Annotated in this window: 18 protein-coding genes; 14 read left to right on the forward strand and 4 right to left on the reverse strand. The window is 41.2% G+C overall.

Annotated features, from left to right (window positions below; genetic code table 11):
• Nucleotides 1–222 precede the first annotated feature (222 nt).
• On the forward strand, nt 223–744 hold the full coding sequence (locus QLG00_RS11970; protein WP_004935959.1) for an acyl-CoA thioesterase: 522 nt from the start codon (nt 223–225) through the stop codon (nt 742–744).
• A 142-nt stretch (nt 745–886) separates the two neighbouring features.
• Here QLG00_RS11970 and QLG00_RS11975 read toward each other — a convergent pair whose 3' ends face one another.
• Complete coding sequence (locus QLG00_RS11975) at nt 887–1,141, reverse strand: hypothetical protein (RefSeq protein ID WP_004935962.1); 255 nt, start codon at nt 1,139–1,141, stop codon at nt 887–889.
• Nucleotides 1,142–1,638: 497 nt separating this feature from the next.
• Between QLG00_RS11975 and QLG00_RS11980 the strand changes: the two genes are divergently transcribed.
• Entirely contained in the window at nt 1,639–2,652 is a 1,014-nt protein-coding gene (locus QLG00_RS11980) for a GTP-binding protein (RefSeq protein ID WP_119690294.1), read from the forward strand.
• 49 nt (nt 2,653–2,701) lie between these two features.
• On the opposite strand, the gene dctA is transcribed toward QLG00_RS11980, so the two are convergent.
• Nucleotides 2,702–3,964, reverse strand: coding sequence for a C4-dicarboxylate transporter DctA (gene dctA, locus QLG00_RS11985; RefSeq protein WP_039909870.1), 1,263 nt, complete (start codon nt 3,962–3,964; stop codon nt 2,702–2,704).
• 198 nt (nt 3,965–4,162) lie between these two features.
• On the opposite strand from dctA, the gene QLG00_RS11990 reads away from it, so the two are divergent.
• From QLG00_RS11990 to def, 10 genes are all read left to right on the forward strand, one after another.
• Complete coding sequence (locus tag QLG00_RS11990; protein WP_004935969.1) at nt 4,163–4,693, forward strand: YaeQ family protein; 531 nt, start codon at nt 4,163–4,165, stop codon at nt 4,691–4,693.
• A gap of 52 nt (nt 4,694–4,745) precedes the next feature.
• Complete coding sequence (locus QLG00_RS11995; RefSeq protein ID WP_004935971.1) at nt 4,746–5,081, forward strand: FKBP-type peptidyl-prolyl cis-trans isomerase; 336 nt, start codon at nt 4,746–4,748, stop codon at nt 5,079–5,081.
• A 392-nt stretch (nt 5,082–5,473) separates the two neighbouring features.
• Nucleotides 5,474–7,549 (forward strand): poly-beta-1,6-N-acetyl-D-glucosamine N-deacetylase PgaB, encoded by a 2,076-nt coding sequence (gene pgaB, locus QLG00_RS12000; RefSeq protein ID WP_104124443.1) that lies wholly within the window; start codon nt 5,474–5,476, stop codon nt 7,547–7,549.
• 12 nt (nt 7,550–7,561) lie between these two features.
• On the forward strand, nt 7,562–8,830 hold the full coding sequence (pgaC, locus tag QLG00_RS12005) for a poly-beta-1,6-N-acetyl-D-glucosamine synthase (protein WP_004935977.1): 1,269 nt from the start codon (nt 7,562–7,564) through the stop codon (nt 8,828–8,830).
• 22 nt (nt 8,831–8,852) lie between these two features.
• Nucleotides 8,853–9,266 (forward strand): poly-beta-1,6-N-acetyl-D-glucosamine biosynthesis protein PgaD, encoded by a 414-nt coding sequence (gene pgaD / locus QLG00_RS12010; protein WP_004935979.1) that lies wholly within the window; start codon nt 8,853–8,855, stop codon nt 9,264–9,266.
• A 173-nt stretch (nt 9,267–9,439) separates the two neighbouring features.
• Nucleotides 9,440–10,576, forward strand: coding sequence for an acyltransferase (locus tag QLG00_RS12015; RefSeq protein WP_282471079.1), 1,137 nt, complete (start codon nt 9,440–9,442; stop codon nt 10,574–10,576).
• A 64-nt stretch (nt 10,577–10,640) separates the two neighbouring features.
• A complete protein-coding gene (gene pnuC / locus QLG00_RS12020) occupies nt 10,641–11,219 on the forward strand; it encodes a nicotinamide riboside transporter PnuC (protein WP_282471080.1) in 579 nt (192 codons plus the stop codon).
• The gene (locus QLG00_RS12025) at nt 11,216–11,500 is read left to right on the forward strand and encodes a hypothetical protein (RefSeq protein ID WP_282471081.1); all 285 of its coding nucleotides are present in this window, start codon (nt 11,216–11,218) and stop codon (nt 11,498–11,500) included. The genes pnuC and QLG00_RS12025 overlap by 4 nt, the downstream gene beginning before the upstream one ends.
• A gap of 253 nt (nt 11,501–11,753) precedes the next feature.
• Entirely contained in the window at nt 11,754–12,605 is an 852-nt protein-coding gene (locus QLG00_RS12030; protein WP_004946085.1) for a Cof-type HAD-IIB family hydrolase, read from the forward strand.
• Nucleotides 12,605–13,096, forward strand: a complete 492-nt coding sequence (gene def, locus QLG00_RS12035) for a peptide deformylase (RefSeq protein WP_282471082.1) — start codon at nt 12,605–12,607, stop codon at nt 13,094–13,096. Before QLG00_RS12030 ends, def begins: the two co-directional genes overlap by 1 nt.
• On the opposite strand, the gene QLG00_RS12040 is transcribed toward def, so the two are convergent.
• Entirely contained in the window at nt 13,064–13,870 is an 807-nt protein-coding gene (locus tag QLG00_RS12040) for a helix-turn-helix transcriptional regulator (RefSeq protein WP_151795789.1), read from the reverse strand. The genes def and QLG00_RS12040 overlap by 33 nt on opposite strands.
• Nucleotides 13,871–13,973: 103 nt before the next feature.
• Here QLG00_RS12040 and QLG00_RS12045 point away from each other — a divergent pair, with 103 nt between their 5' ends.
• Nucleotides 13,974–15,188: an MFS transporter gene (locus QLG00_RS12045; protein ID WP_048763607.1), complete on the forward strand. Its 1,215-nt coding sequence runs from the start codon at nt 13,974–13,976 to the stop codon at nt 15,186–15,188.
• A 60-nt stretch (nt 15,189–15,248) separates the two neighbouring features.
• Here the strand turns inward: QLG00_RS12045 and QLG00_RS12050 are convergent, their stop codons facing one another.
• Nucleotides 15,249–16,373, reverse strand: a complete 1,125-nt coding sequence (locus QLG00_RS12050; protein ID WP_282471145.1) for an aldose epimerase family protein — start codon at nt 16,371–16,373, stop codon at nt 15,249–15,251.
• 359 nt (nt 16,374–16,732) lie between these two features.
• On the opposite strand from QLG00_RS12050, the gene QLG00_RS12055 reads away from it, so the two are divergent.
• A complete protein-coding gene (locus QLG00_RS12055; RefSeq protein ID WP_151809245.1) occupies nt 16,733–18,787 on the forward strand; it encodes a TonB-dependent siderophore receptor in 2,055 nt (684 codons plus the stop codon).
• The last annotated feature ends 9 nt before the right edge of the window (nt 18,788–18,796 follow it).

The raw sequence follows: 18,796 nt of genomic DNA on the forward strand, positions 1-18,796 counted from the left end.
AAATAAAAAACGGGAGCGATATGCTCCCGTTTTTTATTGATCAGGATGTATTTCAGATTGACGCCATGGTCTGTTTTATACAAGCGCTGTATATAGAAGTGAGGAGTACATATCTGAAATTCATACACAGATAAGCTTTTGCCGAAACGGACATGGTTATCTAGAGTAAATTGTTTCATAATGAACGCCATAACGTTTTCCCGTGTAGAGCGAAAGAACACTATGTCTCCATTAGATCAAATTACACAAACTTCTGAAGAACAATCTGAATTGACTATGTCGGTCTTGATGACCCCAGATATGGCCAACTTTTCAGGAAATGTCCATGGGGGAACCATCTTAAAATTGCTCGATCAGGTGGCTTACGCCTGTGCAAGCCGCTACTCGGGTAGCTATGTGGTTACGCTGTCGGTCGATAAAGTCACCTTTAAAGAGCCAATTTATGTGGGTGAGCTGGTGACTTTTCTGGCCAGTGTGAACCATGTGGGTAAAACCTCGATGGAAATCGGGATTCGTGTAGAAGCACAACATATTCAAAAGCGTACAGTACGCCATACCAATAGCTGCTATTTCACCATGGTGGCAGTCGATGAAAATGGCAAACCGAAAGCCGTGCCAGCCTTAAAGCTCGATACCGAGTGGAAACGCTGTCGTTTTGAGGCAGCAGAGCAGCGTAAACAACGCCGTTTACAAGACAATTCTGGCCCGTCTTGCAGCCTATTTAAAACGAGCCAGCAGGCATAAAGCGCTATGGCTGAGTAGTGGTCTGGTTGTTAGGTCACATAAAAAAGAGCTAAACCGCAGCAAGAGGTTAGCTCTTTTTTGTTGCAATCAAGATATGCTAATCAACTCAATTGAATGAGCGGCTTGATTGTTTAGCTGATGATTATTGAGCAGGCTGAGCCGGTTGAATTGGTGCATTACCTGATTCAGCTGCATTTTCAGTGCTAGGTTGTGCTGCAGCTGGTTGTTGTGTTGCAGCCGAGGTTTTCGAAGAGGTTGCATCAGGTAATTCTTGAGTTGACACTACAACTTTTTCATCTGCTTTAGTTTGATGTTTATCGTGAGCTGAAGCAGCAAACGTAGTAGTTGCAGCAGTCAGAGCAAATGTTGTTGCAAGTAAAGTTTTTACAAGTTTCATAGGAGGCATCCTTTGGTAATTTAAAATACACTATGACCATCGCAGCCTATAGTTTAAGTTTGGCTGTCGACTTGTTGATCATGCTAAAAGCCAAATCTGGATATGACAATCAATCCAACAAAGTGAAACAGACTGGATTACACAGCGTTCACACATATAAATCCTGTGTATGTTTCATGTAAAAAAAATAGAAAAAAATCGCCAAAAACTGTTTGAAGATATTTCTTTTTGGTTATTTTTTAATCTGTATATTTACCAAAGCAAAACATGTCACTGTGGGCTGAGCCTACTGTCAAAATTGTTTTTCCCATTAAATATAATTATCTTAATCTTTTTATCCATTTAAATAAGTGATGAAAGTCGCATAGATCTTGCCATTTGGTAAGGCTATAGCAACTTTTACGCTGATTCAAATTATGATCATTTCTATTCTTTCGAAGACAGCAGCAATATATGAAATACGTTAGACTATAACTTTTAGTGAGTGCGTATTCGACGTGAAACTGGTCATTCCTCAAGCGGTTCCGACACATATTATTTCTGGTTTTCTCGGTGCTGGAAAAACTACCTTGCTTCAGCAGCTTTTGCTACAAAAACCCAAGCATGAAGTGTGGGCGGTATTGATGAATGAATTTGGGCAGATTGGTATCGATCAGCAAATACTTCCCAATGAATCTGGCTATGAAGTGAAAGAATTGCTCGGTGGTTGCATGTGTTGTAGTAGTCAGCTGCCCTTACACATCGCACTTGCCCGGTTGCTCAGCGAAACGAAACCTGATCGATTGTTTATTGAACCGACAGGACTTGGACATCCTGCTCAGTTACTTGAACAGCTTTCAGAACCGCATTGGCACAGCAGTATTCAAATGCGTGCATTGATCACAGTAGTTGATGGCAGTCGATTACACGATCAAGCTTGGGTTGAGCAACATTTATATCAAGATCAACTCAAAGCTGCACAATTGGTGGTGGTGTCACATCATGATCAGATGACCCATGCCGATGAGCAAGCATTAGAGCAGCTTCAGCAAGAGTACGCACCTTATGCCCAAACATGGTTTGAGGTATCCAATGGAATACTGGCTTTGGCTGCAATTGATCGGCCCTCACTGGCTACGGTAAAACGCATGCAACCACTTCTGGTACAACAGCAGCGTAATATCGAGATCAAGCAGGCGCCACAAGAGATTAAACAATTGCCGTATCATTATGTTGAAAGTAATGGAGAATATAGCGTGGCTGGCTGGAAGTTTTCACGTCACTGGCAATTTGATTTTGATGATTTATTTGATTTGCTGAGTAGCCTAGAGGGCTGGTTAAGAATCAAAGCGATTTTTCATACCAACCAAGGCTGGATCACCTTTAATTTCAATCCAGCACAGCTCAATTACAAAACAGGGCAGGCCAATACAGACAATCGTATTGAGATCATTACTCCATTGTCACAAGACTGGCTCGCCTTTGAACAAGCCTTGCTGGCTTGCCGCTGTAATGAAGATGATCAGGAATAACGCAGATCTGTGCTATTTCTGATCATGTGTTCAATTAGAAAACTTCTTGTTAGTGCTTTTGCTCAAGCATGGCCTTGGCTTGAGCATGATCGATGTCTTTTTCCCAATGTGCAATAACAACAGTTGCAACACAGTTGCCAATCAGATTGGTGCATGCACGAACAATCCCGATAAACCAGTCAACCGATAACAACAGCACCAGACCAATGGCAGGTAAACTTGGAATAACGGATAAGGTGGCGGCTAAAATCACCAATGCTGATCCGGGAATGCCGTGTGCACCTTTTGACGTAACCAGTGACACCAGCAAAATCATAATCAGATCATGCATAGACAGATCAATATTACAGGCCTGCGCAATAAAAATAACACCTAAGGTCAGATAAATAGAGAAACCATCCAGATTAAATGAATATCCGGTTGGAATAACTAAACCGACCGTAGAGTCTTTAATTCCTAATTGTTTCAGCTTTTTCATGATTTGCGGAAGTACCGAATCTGAGGAGGCTGTACCGAGTACAATCGAAAGTTCTGCTTTAAAATAGTTCAAAAATTTGAAAATATTAAGGCCAGTGAATTTTAAAATTCCACCGAGAATAATCACCACAAATGCAATACATGTGGCATAGAATAAAAGCACCAAGTAGCCCAGTTGAACCAAAGAGTCGATACCAAACTTGGCCGTGGTGTAGGCCACAGAACCCAATACCCCAAGTGGCGCCAATCGGATAATCAGTCCCATCATTTTAAAGAAAATTTCTGAAAATGCTTCCAGTGCCTGCCGAACAATTTCTGCTAGATGGCGCGGAACCAGTAACATCCCGACGCCAAACAAGATTGCAATCAGGAGGACCTGTAAAATATCGCCGTTTGCAAAAGCACCAAAAAGGGTTTTAGGAATGATGTGTAAAATGAAGTCTGAACCTGAACTCATTTCATGGGCACGTTCGGTATAAACCGTTAAATCTTTGCCGTCGAGTTTGGACAGATCAATATTCATTCCTGCGCCAGGTTTAAAGATATAAGCAATCGCAATGCCTAAAATGAGTGCAATTGTGGTGACAATTTCAAAATACAGGATCGTTTTTGCACCAACTTTACCCATTTTTTTAATGTCATTTGCACCATAAATGCCAAGCACCACCACACAAAAAACAATCGGTGCAATTAACATTTTAATCAGTGAAATAAAGCCATCACCTAAGGGCTTTAAATTTAAAGAAAAATCATGAAAGCTGACACCAATTAAAATACCTAACACCAGCGCGATGATGACTTGCAGGAACAAGTTAGACTTCAGTTTTTGCCACATTTTCTGTTCATCAATCCAATAAGACTGGTCAGACCAGTGCAAGAAACTCGCCAACTTTGACATTTGCCTGAAATTTTTTGGGGTGCTGATCCTTTTTGAAGTTGAGCAGCGTAAGGGCAGGATAGAAATATCAGCCTATATATAGGTCAGTCATCAAAAATCGAGTATGCTAGGCGCCATTCTGGAGGACGGTTTTTTATGGCGCTTAAAGCTACTATTTATAAAGCAGATTTAAATATTGCAGATATGGATAGCCACCATTATGCAGACTATCAACTCACCTTGGCTATGCATCCGTCTGAGACGATTGAGCGTTTGATGGTGCGTATTTTAGCTTTTGCTCGTTTTGCAGATGAACAGTTGCAATTTACCAAAGATCTATTTGAAACTGACGAACCAGCGCTATGGCAAAAAGATTTGACTGGGCAACTTGAACAGTGGATCGAATTGGGGCAGCCCTCTGAAGATAAGTTAAAAAAAGCCAGTGCGCGTTGTAAGCGGGTTGCGGTCGTGACTTATGGTCAGCAGGTCGACGAGTGGTGGAAACGTAACAGTAAAGTGAAAACATTGAGTAATGTCGAGGTTTGGCAATTGGCACCCGAAACAACGGCCCAAATTCAAAACTTATGTGAACGCACCATGCAACTGCAACTCAATGTCATGGATGGTGAATGGACTTTACTGAATGACCATGAACAGGTTGAGATTTCGTGGACAAAATTGCAATAATGCACCAAGGCTGCTGTCTGAAAGATGGTTTAAAGTATAAATAGGTATCGAAATGAACGAATTAGAAATTATTGATTTAAAAGTGGGCGAAGGTAAAGAGGCTGTGAAAGGTGCTTTGATTACGACCCATTACACGGGTTGGCTTGAAGATGGTACCAAATTTGATTCATCGATTGATCGTGGTAATTACTTCGAATGTGTCATTGGTACTGGTCGTGTGATCAAGGGATGGGATCAAGGGATTATCGGCATGAAAGTTGGCGGTAAGCGCAAGCTGAACGTGCCTGCACATTTAGCTTATGGTGAGCGCAAAATGGGTAACATCATTCCTGCCAACTCCAATTTGATTTTTGAAATTGAACTATTTGATGTCAAAACACGAGACTAGAGAAGAAAAAAAGCCCGTTTCGGGCTTTTTATTTGTTTATTGAATGAATATGATTTTAATATTCGATTATAATAATATGTAAAATTCTTATAATATGATATTTTGTTATTATAAATTTACTATGTTTCTGTTTTATTAATTTAAAATTAATCTTTTATTAAAATGTCAAGCGGCTAAATTTAAATAACCATAGTGAATTAGTCGAATATGTTCATCATAAATATTTAATTAACTTCCAAAATTTTTAAGAATTTTTTCAGTTTGTTGCGGTATAACGTAAACTATCTAATCGTCTGATCGCTTTAGTTAATCATCAAATAAAAGTATTTTTAAATGCTTTAAATTGATTGTAAAAGGTATTCAGAAAATATTTTTTTGAAAAGATGGTATATATGCTTACTCGCTTTCTTCTGAAACAACTCGCATTCAGTGTATCCATTGTCTTAAGTACGACAGTCGCAATTGCACATGCTGAGAATCTAGCTTCAAACACTGAAAATCCTGTGGTGAAGGAGATTCCGCTTGTGACCAATCCGCATACTGGTGAAGAAGCTGAAGAAGCACCTAAAATTGATGTGTCTACGCTGACCATCATTGGTTATCATGAAATTACCTCTAAAGAAGCGATTATTCCAGATTACGCCGTAACACCACAGCGCTTTGAAATGCATTTGGATTGGCTGGTCAAAAATGGTTATCACTTTATTAGTGTTGATCAATTAATTAAAGCAAATGAAGGCAAATTAAAATTACCGCCAAAACCGGTTTTACTGACCATCGATGATGGCTATCAATCATTTTATGACTATGCGTACCCGATTTTAAAGGCACGTAAAATTCCAGCCGTACTTGCCGTGGTAGGTAAATGGCTGAACGTCAAGCCAAATCAAATGGTACAGTTTGGTGACGACAAGCTTGCGCGAAACAAGTTATTAACTTGGGCTGAAATCAAGGAAATGCAAGACAGTGGCATTGTCGAAATTGGCAGCCATAGCTTTGACTTGCACCATGGGGTGATGGGTAATCCACAAGGCAACTCAGAACCTGCGGCAACTACTCGTATTTACGATCCTAAAACCAAAACGTATGAATCAGATAGTGCTTATGAAAAACGTATCACCAATGATTTAAAGAAAAATATTGAAACGTTTAAAGAGAATGGTATCCGTGCGCCACGTGTAATGGTCTGGCCGTATGGACGCTATAATCTGGAAACGGTGCGTATTGCCAAAAAACTGGGCATGCCAATTACCATTACTCTAGATGATGGTCCAGATCATGTGACCAAATCGCTCGGGCATTTAAACCGAATTTTAGTGATGAAAGGCGAAAGTACAGACGATCTGGCACAAGACATTATTAACCGTCAAATGAATTTGACCGATAATAATCGTCCGCAAAAAATCATGCATGTCGATCTGGACTATATTTATGATAAAAATCCAGAACAAGTTGAGCGTAACTTAGGTCATTTGCTCGATCGAATTCGAGAAATGGGAGTTAATACGGTTTACTTACAGGCCTTTTCAGACCCAGATGCCAATGGCTCTGCCGACATGGTGTACTTTCCAAACCGCTATCTTCCAATGCGAGCTGATTTGTTCAACCGCGTCGCTTGGCAAATTTCGACACGCACCAGTGTGAATCGTGTCTATGCGTGGATGCCATTAATGGCGTGGGAATTGCCAAAATCGAATCCGGTTTCCAAAAAGCTGGTGGTTACTCAGCAGCCAAAAAGCTCCGATCATTTAAACATGGGTTATATCCGTTTAAGTCCGTATTCGCCTGAAGCGCGTAAAGTGATTGAAGGCATTTACACAGATTTAGCCAAGTCATCTACGTTTGATGGTATACTGTTCCACGACGACACAACGCTATCGGATTACGAAGATGCCAGTCCAGACGCGTTAAAGGCCTATGCCAAAGCGGGTTTGCCGACTGATCTTGAAAAGATCCGCAACAACGATGCGCTATTATCGAAATGGACTGATTTTAAAATCAAAACCATCGATAATTTTGCGATGAAACTTGTTTCAGACGTTCGTTACTATCAACCTTTCTTGATGACTGCCCGTAACTTGTATGCGCAAGTTGCTCTGTCTCCTTATGCCGAAAACTGGTATTCACAGTCGTTGGAGCAGTCACTCAAGCGTTACGATTTTACTGCGATTATGGCCATGCCTTATATGGAGCAGGCTGAAGATCCGACCAAGTTTTATCAAGACATTGTAAAACGTGTCAAACAGTACCCAAATGGTATCAAGAAAACGGTGTTTGAATTACAAGCAACCAACTGGCGAACCAACAAGCCTGTTCCTTCACAGGAAATGGCAGATACCATTCGCTCGCTTTACCAGCAGGGTGCCATGCACGTGGGGTATTACCCAGATGATCCGTTTAAAGATCATCCTGACACCAAAACCATGCACGACGTATTTGCGACTAAACCGTCCAAGTTAGTCCCGTAACAGGAATTGACCATGTCAACGACTTTACATCATTTGTGGCAGACAGCGCTGAATTTTGTATTCTATTATCCGCTGTTTATGTCCTATTTATGGATGATGGGTGCGCTCATATTTTATTGGAAAGAGCGCAAAGATCCTCCATATCAACAGCCAAAAGCATTGGAATCGTATCCAATGGTGGCTGTGCTTGTCCCTTGTTTTAACGAGGGCGATAATGCTGAGGAAACCATTACCCATGCACTTGGACTAGATTATCCAAATTTTGAGGTAATTGCCATTAATGATGGTAGCTCGGACAATACTGCTGAGGTACTGAATCGTCTGGCTGAACAACATGAAAAACTGCGTGTGGTTCATTTGGCTCAAAACCAAGGCAAGGCCATGGCGTTACAAGCGGGTAGCTTGCTGACGGAAGCCGAAATTCTAATTGGAATCGACGGTGATGCCTTACTGGACTCACACGCGGCAAGTTGGATGGTGCGTCATTTCCAGCAAGACCCAACCGTAGCCGCAGTCACGGGAAATCCACGTATTCGTACACGCTCGACCTTGCTTGGCCGTATTCAGGTGGGAGAGTTTTCTTCGATTGTGGGCATGATCAAACGTGCGCAGCGTAGCTTCGGGCGCTTATTTACAGTATCTGGCGTGATCACGGCATTTCGTAAATCTGCGGTACATGAAGTGAATTACTGGTCACCCAACATGCTGACCGAAGACATCGATATCACTTGGAAATTGCAGCGTGCAGGTTGGGATATACGTTTTGAACCGAATGCACTGGTATGGATTTTAATGCCAGAAACCTTTACCGGGCTTTGGAAGCAGCGTTTACGCTGGGCCATGGGCGGTGCACAGGTTTTGCTTAAAAATCTGGATGTATTCTTTAAACCTAAACTCAATTTTTTATGGCCGCTGATGTTTGAGCTTTGCCTGACATTGGTCTGGTCATACTTGATGTTGCTGTTGGCGATCTTGTGGGTGGTGCATTTTGTGTTCCCGCTAGGTCAGCTATCAGGAATCAGCTCTCCATTCTTGCCGTATGGAAGTGGAATTTTGCTTGGGGCAACCTGTCTGATTCAATTTGCGCTGAGCAAATGGATGGACAGTCGCTATGAGCCAAACTTAGGCAGAAATTATTACTGGATGATTTGGTACCCGTTTGTATTTTGGTTGATTACCATTACCGCTACAATTGTGGCCTTTCCAAAAGTCCTGCGTCGTGGAAGTGAAAAACGTGCGCGATGGGTTAGCCCTGACCGTGGTATTCGTATACAAGATTAAGCATATTGCTGAGTAGATGTTCATGAAATCAAATAATTTGATTATCGATTTGCGTCGCCAACTGCCTTGGCATAAACGTTATGTTTCAACGACTACGACTGCCATGATGTGGGCAGGTTGGTTGTTGTTGTGGCGTCCGTTTTTGTTGGTTTGGTTGTTGGTCGAGTTACAAAAAACTCATTTGGTGCACCGTGTCTTTAGTGCAATGAGTGTTGGGGTTGAGCACGGCATTACATCATTGATTGTATGCTGTATAGCGCTGTTACTGTGGAGTAATTTTATTCCAGCAAAAAGTGTAAAAAAGACCAAACAGAAAGAAATTGACGATTATGCGCGTTATTTTGAGTTGACCCAGCATGAAATTCAGCAAGGTAGAGCTCAAAAGGTAGCGGTGATTCATCATGATGAAACTGGACGGATCACACATATCGAGTGATCTGAGCCGAGCTGTTCAGTAGAATTATTCATATCATTATGCCAGTTTACCCCCGTGAGCTGGCATTCATGTTCTTGGCATATCAAAATCATCCTGCATGTGTGCAACAGTATCGCTAACGTTCATCAATGCGGCATTGTGCTGACAGACGAATCGGAAAAGAGACCCACCTTATGCAACACTCAAGCAAATTAAATGCTGTGGAAAGTATTCGCGGTTTAGCCTGTCTGGCCGTGGTATTTTCGCACTTAAGCTTGAGTTTTTATCCGTATTTACATCATTTTGACAACCATGATCAGGCCACAAATGCGCTGGTCTATTGGATTCATCATTCACCGTTTACGTTTTGGTATTCGGGAACTGCGGCAGTTTATGTTTTTTTCGTGCTGAGCGGGTTTATCTTATCTTATGTGATTGGCAATAGCCGCGCACCGAAGCAAAAAATTAAATCAATGCTCATCAAGCGTTATCCACGACTGGCCATTCCGGCACTCATTTCATGTATTTTACTCTGGGCTGCGCTGTATTTTAGTGATATTGATAGCTCGCAAGTACAGTACTGGCTACAAGTACTGGCTCAGCAAAACTCAAGTTTTGGGCAGGCTATATACGAAGGCACGATCGGTTCGTTTTTATTCGCTGAATCAAGTGTCAATTGGGTACTTTGGACCATGCAAGTTGAGTTGATTGGGTCTGTGGTTTTGTTTGCCTTGTTGTACCTTAAACAATATAGCTCAGGGTTGTTTTTGACCCTTGTACTAATGTTTCCCCTAAGCTTTGCACTATTTAAAAATATGGATTTGTACTTGGGATTAATCAGCTTTCTTTTAGGATCGCTTATTTTTTTCTATGGGCGCCGTATTGCTTCAAATGCATGGGCATGGCTACTTCTGGCTTTAGGGTTGTACCTTGCCGGGGCGCATAACTCCAGCTTGGCTTATCAGGGAATTTATCAATTTTTAGGCGATAAAACCTACGATTACTGTAATTTTCTTTCGGGAAGTCTGATTGTGTACAGCATTTTAATGAGTCCGCTATTGTCTCGTATGTTGGATCGGCCAGTTTTTGTTTATTTAGGCAAATTATCATTTTCGGTATATTTATTACATCTGATGTTACTCTATATCGTTTGTTTACCTGTCTTTAATTACTGTGTACAACATGGTTTTAATTACGACAGTGCATTCATGGTGGCGTCTTTGGTTTTTTTAGTTGCGATACTGATTTGCTCTGATATATACAGTCGCGTGGTAGATCGTTTTGCAATTTTTATCAGTAATAAACTAGCGCAATATTGGGCAGGCGCTTAACGACAAGCCATTCGAATGTGCAAGTTAGTGGCTGTTTTTTTCTTTATGGGTGTGGGTGACGATAATGTCTACTCTTGAAATTGTTGCTGTCTTGATCAGTGTGATTGGCGTGACACTGACTGTTTTACGTAACATGTGGTGCTGGTGGTTCAACTTTATTGCATTTTTGCTTTATGGCTATTTGTTTTATACCTATAAACTATATGGTGAAACGATTCTTCAAGCATTTTTTGTGGTGGTCAATTTTTATGGCTTTTACTACTGGCTTAAAGGGAAGCAGACCGATCACGATATTCGCATCGAACCACTTGCGCCGCAAACAGCATTATTTCAAATGTTGATAGCAGCAGTAGCTGGCTTAAGTTTTGGTCTAATATTAAAACATTTTACCGATGCTGCAGTGCCGATGTTAGACGCTCAGTTGGCTGCATTTAGTTTGCTGGCCACCTACTGGACCAGCCGTAAACATATTGCCACCTGGATGTTGTGGGTGGTGGTTGATATTGTTTATGTGGGGATGTTTATTTATAAAGCGCTGTTTCTTACTGCGGTGCTTTATGCTGCTTTTGTGGGACTCGCTGCTTTTGGTTGGTGGCAATGGGAGCGCGTAAAAAGTAAACAAGATGTGGACAGATCTGCATGACAATTTTGGATTTAGAAGCATACAAGATGCAGCAATTTGAACACATGGCCGAAAAAATCATTAAAAATCCTGCGTATTATTTGGATTTTGATTCGGTTGCAGATTTTTATAAGGCTGTGTGGCTCAACGATTTCCCGCAGGGGACTGCTTTTTCAGCGACAGGCTTAGATGATGGCGCTGAGTGTTTTTATGCTGTCATTGAATATAAGCAGAAAAAGATCAATATCAGCGTTGATCACGATCGCTATCATGTAGATTATCTAAAAAAAGATTTGATCTAGAAGATAATTGGCAGAGCTTTTTATTCATATTTAATGTAATAAAAAATATAACTTCTGTGGGTACAAAAAATAGCAAAAAGCTTGTGAATACGCGGAGTTGCTAAATTTCACGCGAGAAACTACTTCAATTGGTTAAATAATCTGCAAACAAATTATACCAAATAAATTTGTGATTGATTTCATAAAACTGTGATGTACTGTTAAGATAATAGCGAAACAACAAATAAACATCACACTCAACCATGAGGTATAAATGCCAGTCAAACTTATCGCAGTCGATATGGATGGAACGTTTTTAAATTCAGAGAAGAAATACAACAAAGCGCGCTTTTTAAAGCAATACGCGCAGCTCAAACAACGCGGAATCAAGTTCGTTGCTGCCAGTGGCAACCCGCTCTATACCCTTCAAGCTTACTTTCCCGAAATCGCACATGAAATCGCTTTTGTTGCAGAAAATGGCGTGTATGTGACCGATCAAAATCAAGAAATTCATTACAGTGCATACGCCCCTGACACTTTAGAGCGCATGGTGCGTGACTTAGAATCTGAGTACGGCAGTAGCGTGATTTTATGTGCTAAATCTTGCGCGTATGTTCGCTCGGATGTATCGCAAAAAATACTGGATAAATTAAATATCTACTTCAAAAGTATTCAGCAGGTCGATAGTCTCCTCGATGTTAAGGAGCCAATTGGTAAAGTCACGCTGACCACTGTTGAGCACGATTTTGAGACCATGGAGCAGTATTTAAACCAGCAAGATTATGTGCAAAATCAGCTGACCAAAGCAGTCTCAAGCGGTTTTGGATTTATTGACTTGATTATCCCAAACAAGCACAAAGCATTTGGCCTATCATTTTTGCAAAAAAAATGGGGCATTTCAGATGATGCCATGCTGACCATTGGCGATAACAACAACGACATCGAGATGGTTCAAAAAGCGGGGTACGGCTTTGCCATGCAAAATGCAATTCCTGCGCTAAAAAAAGTAGCCAAATTTCATGCTCGAAGCAACGAAGAAGAAGGCGTGCTCGATGTTATTGATCTGGTGCTGCAATCGAAAGGGTTTTCTGAAGATCTTTTTTGTGAACCCGAGGCGATGTCTTAATGCAGCCAATTTTGCCAGTAGCGCAGCGAGGAGAGGCGATACTTAAACTCAAAGCAGCAGCAGTTGCAGAGTCTGAGTTTAATTCTTCATGGCTACTGCATTTGGCAGAAGCATTGCAAGCGACTATGCTGGCCAGAAACGGCGTCGGCATTGCTGCACCTCAGGTTTATGTGTCGAAGCGCGTCATTATTGTGGCTTCTCGCCCAAATCCGCGCTATCCCGATGCACCCGAAATGCAGCCCGTGGTCATGATCAACCCTGAGATTTATGCACAATCTGAACACCTTCGTTTGGGTGAAGAGGGCTGCTTAAGCGTACCCGATCAACGTGCACAAGTTGCCCGTGCAGAGCAGATTCAACTTCGTTATTTTACTTTACAAGGCCAGCCTATAGAGGCGACGTATACAGGTTTTATTGCGCGCATCATTCAGCATGAGATTGATCATCTGGATGGAATTTTATTTGTCGATCGTGTTACGAGCAGTGATTAAATTCTGATCTTCCATCATTTCATAACTTTTGAATTGTTGTGGGGTAATACCCAAATGGCGTTTAAACATGGCACTAAATGCACTCGGGCTACTATAACCCAGCGCTTCGGCAATACTTGACATAGATTGACCATCTGCGATTTTACTCAATGCCAGTGCAATATGCATTTGCTGTATCCAGCCACGATATGATAACCCTGTTTGTTTTTTGAATAGACGCATAAGTGTGCGCGAGCTAGTTCCCATTTCGTCTGCCCAAGTGTTTAAATCTTTCGTATGCTGGGGAGATTGCATCATCAGCTCACATATACGGCTTAAACGTTTGTCTTTGGGCCATGGAATTTGAATAGGGAGCGAGTTTGCGGTTTGAATCTCATCAAATATCAAAATTTCCAGTGCATTTAATAAAGCTTCTGCATGAGTTTGGTTGGCTGCAGATTCAGCTTCCAACAGATTTAACCGAATCAATAATTCGTGGAGCAAATCGCTGACTCGGATTAAAAAACATGAATTCCCCATCACTGCCGCAGCTTGTGCATCAATGAGAGCGGTATTGAGTTTAACCTGACTCAAACAAACCATACTGTGTTCTACACGTGCTGGAATCCACACAGCGCATTTGGGCGGTACGATCCACACCTGATCGTTACACAATACCTGAATGGTGCCGTGTGAAGCATACAGGAGCTGCGCACGTAAGTGCATGTGCGGATACGACACTTCTTTATAAGAGCGCTCGGCATATAAGCCAATCACCAGTTTATTAGATTTCATACTTAATGTTTAAGATGTCACTTAGACAACAATTATTGGAAGATAAACGTCTAAATGACAAATTACAATAGTTGTTCTGCTTCTGTTTTTGGAGTTTTTAAGGATGACGTCTTCTGTACAGTTGAAAGACACACCCAATTTAAATACCGCACCGATACAACCACAAAAAATGATCATTCACATTGTGGGTGCCGTGGCGATTGCCCATTTGCTGAACGACTTGATTCAAGCTGTTTTACCTGCAATCTATCCAATGCTCAAGGCCAATTTTGCCCTGAGTTTTGCACAAGTTGGGCTGATTTCGTTTGTTTATCAAATTACGGGTTCGTTGCTGCAACCTTGGGTTGGACTGTACACCGATAAACATCCTAAACCCTACTTACTCCCGATCGGAGCCGGTGTGACCTTAAGTGGTGTATTAATGTTGGCATTTTCACCAAATTTTATGGTGTTACTACTTGCTGCTGCATTGATTGGCGTGGGCTCTGCAACTTTTCATCCTGAAGCATCGCGTGTGGCACGTCTTGCATCGGGTGGCCGATTTGGTACAGCACAATCGACTTTTCAGGTGGGCGGAAATTCAGGAACGGCAATCGGGCCAGTTTTGGCAGCTTTAATTATTGTGCCTTTTGGTCAGCATGCACTGGCATGGTTAGTGGCTTTAAGTATCTTGTCGATTTGTATTTTATCTCGGGTGAGCCGCTGGTCTATCGAGCATGCCAAATCTAAAGTGGCGACCAAAACCAATAGTACTCTTCACAAATTACATGGGCGTCAGCTTTTTATGGCGATTGGTACGGTGTGCGTACTGATGTTTGCCAAGTTTACCTATATTGCCAGTATTAGTAATTATTTTACTTTTTATCTTATTCATAAATTTCAAATCAGTTTACCAACTGCGCAGCTCCATTTGTTTGCTTTTCTGGCTGCTGTAGCAGTAGGAACCTTTGCTGGCGGACCGATTGGAGACAAAATTGGCCGTAATGCTGTCATTTGGGTGTCTTTTGTGGGGATGGCACCTTTTGCATTGATCATGCCTTATGCCGATTTATTTTGGACTACTGTACTTTCAATTCTTGCAGGGCTCATACTCTCATCTGCTTTTGCCGCCATGGTGGTCTATGCACAAGAGGCAGTTCCGGGGCGTGTGGGCATGATCTCAGGTTTAATGTTTGGTTTGATGTTTGGTGTGAGCGGAATTGCAGCCGCAGGGCTGGGGTATTTAGCCGACATAAACGGAATTGAATGGGTATTTAAACTGTGCTCATTTATGCCGCTATTGGGGCTAGCAGCATTTTTCTTGCCTAAAACCAGATAAGACTTGATTCGCTGAGCACCCTTTATTGTTTTGAGCAACAAAGGGTGCCACGATAAAAGCTTAATTTTGCAGACCAAATTTAAAGACGGTTTTGCTTTGAAAGCTTTGATGCGGATCTAGACGCGTCGAAGGAAAATGTGCTTGATTCGGACTATCCGGATAATGCTGTGTTTCGAGTGCAACAGCATCTCCTTGTCGGTACAGGACGCCGTTCGCGCCTGCAATTTGACCTAACAAATGATTGGCAGTGTACATCTGAATACTGGGTTCGGTCGTTAGAATTTCTAAAGTCCGTTTAGATTGAGGGTCGAAGACAAATGCTGCACGTTGTAACTTATCTTGACCTGAATTGATGATCCATGTTTGATCATAGCCATAACCAAACGCCAATTGCTGGTTATTTTGTCGAATATCTTTCACAATGGCTTTGGGTTGTCTGAAATCGAAAGGAGTGCCTGCTACACTTTTAATCTCGCCAGTGGGTAAAGAGTTTTTGTCGGTTTGCAAAATGCGATCAGCATTGAGTTGTACGATATGATTCATCACACCATAAGGACTATTTTGCGCGCCCGACAGATTAAAATAACTGTGATTGGTTAAGTTAATCACGGTCGGTTTATCTGTTTTCGCTTTATATTCAATTGTAAAGGCGTTGTCATCCGACAAACTATAAATAACTTCTACATCAAGTTTCCCCGGAAATCCCTGATCTCCATCTGGACTGGTCAGTTTTAACGAAGCTTTGACTTCTTTGCCTTTAGAAATAAGCGGTTGCACCTGCCATACGCGTTTATCGTAGCCCAAGCCTGCACTATGTAGCGTATTGGGACCATTATTCTTTTCTAAATGATACGTTTTGCCGTCTAAGGTAAACGAACCATGCCCAATACGGTTGGCATAACGTCCAATTAACGAACCAAAGTGAATGCCTTGTTCAGTATCAACCACTTCATAACCATGTAAGTTATCAAACCCTAATACAATATTGTCTTTTTTGCCTTGAGCATCGGGTGTCATGATGTGAGTAATGACGCCACCAAAGCTGATAAACGATACCGATGTACCTCGATCATTCTGCATGGTATATAATTGGACAGCTTGTCCATCTTTTGTCGTACCATAGGGCTGCTGTGTTAATGTGGCTGCAAAGGTCGTTGAAGCAAACAACACACTGAACAGATTCAAATAAGCTAATTTTTTAAAAATCACTCGATGTTCCTCTTTTAGATATATTTTTTAAATCAATTTTAGGTGTCAATAATAGCCATGGGTTTTGTAAGATATTCTTATTGGATCAATCCTGTATCAATATAAAAACTGATCAATATATGTTGAAACGCGATTTTAGCATTCAAATTTCTAATAATTTCCTGTCGTTTTGTCATGAATGCCAATAATAACTCTCATCTGAGTCAATTGTTAAATAAATAATTGATAATGGTTATTGTTAATTTTTGTATTATTAATATAATCGGTTCTTATTTCAAGGAAGAATCCTCTTGTTTAAAGTCAGTTTTCAGTATCTTTGTCTCCTATCTGTCGGCATGTATAGCCATACCCATGCTCAAGATCAAATTAATCAATTGCCTGTCATTATGTTGCAGTCACAAAGTGATCAAGCACATGCATATCACGTAAAAACATCTGATTCTGCAACTCGAACCGATACTCCACTCAAGGATACACCCCAGTCGGTCAGTGTCATTAGTGCTGCTATATTAAAAGATTTGGCGCCATCACGACTCACAGAGGCGCTTGATGTGGTCGGCGTAGGGCGTGGCAATAATTTTGGAGGACAAGGACTGACCACCTACACCGTACGCGGTTTTACCAGTGGTGAATATTTTCGTAATGGTTTTCCAATTAATCGCGGCTATCCAAACGCGCCTAACCCATATAACGTAGAGCGAATTGATGTGCTCAGAGGTCCTGCATCCAGTTTGTATGGACGAACTGACCCCGGGGGAACATTTAATATAACGAGTAAAACACCTAATACAGAACACACAACAATTCTAGGTGCGGGTTTAGACAGTGAAGGTTTGTATCAGGCTACACTTGATACGACTGGCGCAATGAATACAGATAAGACGCTGACCTATCGTTTAAATATTGCAGGTGAAAACGGTGAGACGTATCGTGATCATGTAAAATCCAAGCGTTTTAGTATTGCACCAGTACTTCAGTGGACACCATCTGACTATACCAAGCTCACATTTGAAGCCGACATATTACGTAACCGTCATCCGCTAGATCGTGGCTTTACCCGATATCCAAATCAGCAAACCACGTATTTTGATTCCAAAGAATATTGGTGGGAATCTGGCAAGCAGCGTAATTTACTTTACAACAATAATGATATGTTACAACTCAGACTGGAGCATCAACTCAATGATGACTGGACGCTAAATGTAGGCGGACAATATCTAAATGGTGAGTTATATGGCTATGCGGTTGAAGCCAGCGGGCTCAAAGCAAATACCGATGGTCAGGTGATCAAGCGTAACTATAACTGGAGAAGATTAGACTGGATTGATAAAAATATTCAGGCAAATGTACAAGGAAAATTTAATTTATTTAACATGCAGCATACGCTGGTCACTGGCGTTGAGGCTGAACAGTACGACTATAAATCTTATATCATCCGTTCATCGGGCAATAATTTTGATCTTGATATTACAAATCCAATTTATGGCGCATCGTTGCCTGCTTTAGACAGCCCAGCACTTGATGATCGCGAGAAATTACGTAGCCTTGCCTATTTTGTACAAGATCAGATTGATTTGAATGACAGACTTAAAACATTGATTGGTATGAGATACGAGCATTATCAACATGAATATACAAATCATTTAAATCAAAGCCAGTGGTCCAAAGATTTTAATGCACTGGTGCCACGTATCGGATTGGTATATTCATTGACAGATCAATGGAATGTATATGGCAATATCAGTCAGTCATTCAAACCGAATACTGGTTCAGACCGTTTCGGACAAGGTTTTGATCCAGAGAAAGGTATGTCTTATGAAATTGGTTCGAAGTTACAATTATTAGATGATCGCTTAGCATTCGATAGTGCTATTTTCTTTGTTAAAAAGAAAAATGTGCTGACACCAGATCCAGTGAATATCAATAAATCAGTGGCAGCGGGCGAGGTACAAAGTCAAGGTTTTGAGCTCAATCTGAGTGGTCATATCACACCACAATGGAAAGCGATTGCCAATTATACTTATTCAGATACTGAAGTGGTGAAAGACAATATTTTATTGAAAGGAACGCGTCTGGCGAATATTCCTAAGAATACGCTGAATCTATTGACTGTTTACGACTTTGATTCAGGCATCTTGAATGGTTTGGGGCTTGGAATTAATCAGCGCTTTATTTCAGATCGCAAAGGTCAGACATCGAACACAACTTATAATATGAAAGCATATGCTGTGACAGATTTAATCGCTTACTACAACGTATCAAAAGCACTGCGCTTAAATGCTAGCGTGAAAAATATTTTCGATAAAAAATATGATGATAGTGCCTTTAATGCTTATGTATATCCAGGTCAAACACGTTTGTTGCAGGTCGGATTAAATTATCAGTTTTAACTCAATCCC

The sequence above is a fragment of the Acinetobacter sp. V89_7 genome, assembly GCF_029967895.1.
Lineage (GTDB): Bacteria > Pseudomonadota > Gammaproteobacteria > Pseudomonadales > Moraxellaceae > Acinetobacter > Acinetobacter soli.